Genomic DNA, 1,593 nt, shown 5'->3' with positions numbered 1-1,593 from the left:
CGCCGCCGCGACCGGAGACCCGTCGGTCTGGCTGCCGGAGTCGGTGCGCCCGGCGTCGTTCCCGCGGGCCACGTTCGCCCAGCTCGCGGCCCAGGACATGGACGGGGTCGTGGTGCTGGACGTGCGCCGTGACTCCGAACGGGCGAAGGGCTGGATCGAGGGCTCGGTCCACATCCCGATTCACCAGGTGCACCGCCGCCTCGGCGAGGTCCCGGACGGCACGGTCTGGGTGCACTGTGCAGGCGGGATGCGCGCGGGCATCGCGGCCTCCCTGCTGGACGCCGCCGGGCGGCGGGTCGTGGCCGTGGACGACGGGTTCGATTCCGCTGCCGACGCCGGACTGACGATCACCACCGGCTGAGCCGCCCCGATGGCAACGCGAGAGAGAAAGGCGAAACCACCCATGTCCCTCTTCGATCATCAGGTGCCGCGCCTGTCCGTGGCCGAGGCGCGTTCGCGTACCGCCGGTGAGCAGCACGGGGCGGTGCTGTTGGACGTACGGGAGGAAGCCGAATGGGGGGCCGGGCACGTGCCGGGCGCGGTGCACGTCCCGCTGTCGGGGCTGGTCGAGGGGGTGGCCCTGCCCGCGTCCGCGCAGGGGCGGGCGTTGGTGGTGATCTGCCGCAGCGGGCGCCGGTCGCAGCAGGCCGCGCATCTCCTGGCGGAACTGGGCCTGGACGCGGTGGACGTGGAGGGCGGCATGAACGCGTGGGCCGCCGCCGGGTATCCGGTCGTCGACGAGCGCGGGAACAGCGGCTCGACAGCGTGAGCACCCTTATCCTCGCCCTGGCCGCCGGGGCCGTCATCGGCCTTGCCCTCGGCGCCCTGGGCGGCGGCGGCAGCGTGCTCGCGGTCCCCGCCCTGATCTACCTGCTCGGCTTCTCCCCGGCGTCGGCCACCACCGCCGGCCTGATCATCGTCACCGCGACCTCCGCCACCGCCCTGTACGCCCATGCCCGGGACGGCGGCGTCGCATGGAAGAGCGGCGCCTTGTTCGCCCTCGCGGGCATCGTGCCCGCCTTCCTCGCCGGAGCCGCTGCGGGCCACGTCCCGGCCGCCGTGCTCACCGGGGCCTTCTCCGCCGTCGCGGCCCTGGCCGCCGTGCGGATGCTCCGCCCGGCCAGGTCCGAGCCGCCCGAGCGGGTGCGCCCCGCCAAGGCTGCCGGTACGGGGGCCGGACTGGGTGCCGTGACGGGTTTCCTCGGTGTGGGCGGCGGGTTCTTGGCCGTCCCGGCCCTGGTGGGTGTGCTCGGTCTGCGGATGAAGCAGGCGGTGGGCACCAGCCTGCTCGTCATCACCGTCAACTCCCTGGCAGCCCTCACGGCGCGGACCGGGACGGGCGGTGACCTGCGCTGGGAGGTGATCGCCCCGTTCACCGGGGCGGCGATCCTCGGCGCCTGGGACGGTAAACGCCTGGCATCCAAGATCACCGGGCAGACCCTGCAGCGCGTGTTCGCGGTCGTCCTGATGGCCGTGGCGGCCATGATGCTCATCGACGTGGTCGTCTGAGGCTCGCCACATCGCTGCGCGGGGTCGGACCAGGGACAGGAACAGCTTCTCCGGACGGGCGCGCATCTCGTCGCGGTCCTCGCT

Annotated in this window: 3 protein-coding genes; all 3 read left to right on the top strand. The window is 73.8% G+C overall.

The features are described from left to right. A partial coding sequence (locus IH13_RS0129865; RefSeq protein WP_199814890.1) for a rhodanese-like domain-containing protein occupies positions 1–361 on the top strand: 361 nt, incomplete at its 5' end. A gap of 42 nt (positions 362–403) precedes the next feature. Beyond that, positions 404–769 (top strand): rhodanese-like domain-containing protein, encoded by a 366-nt coding sequence (locus tag IH13_RS0129860; RefSeq protein WP_031089186.1) that lies wholly within the window; start codon positions 404–406, stop codon positions 767–769. Continuing rightward, positions 766–1,509: a sulfite exporter TauE/SafE family protein gene (locus IH13_RS0129855; RefSeq protein WP_031089185.1), complete on the top strand. Its 744-nt coding sequence runs from the start codon at positions 766–768 to the stop codon at positions 1,507–1,509. The genes IH13_RS0129860 and IH13_RS0129855 overlap by 4 nt, the downstream gene beginning before the upstream one ends. The last annotated feature ends 84 nt before the right edge of the window (positions 1,510–1,593 follow it).

This window comes from Streptomyces sp. NRRL WC-3549 (assembly GCF_000721935.1).
GTDB lineage: Bacteria > Actinomycetota > Actinomycetes > Streptomycetales > Streptomycetaceae > Streptomyces.
Note: the sequence above shows the minus strand (reverse complement) of the source record. Positions and strands in the feature narration are given on the sequence as shown.

What these genes read in the sequence shown, in the direction of transcription:
- IH13_RS0129860 (WP_031089186.1), top strand. Translation starts at nt 404, where the DNA reads ATGTCCCTCTTCGATCATCAGGTGCCGCGCCTGTCCGTGGCCGAGGCG.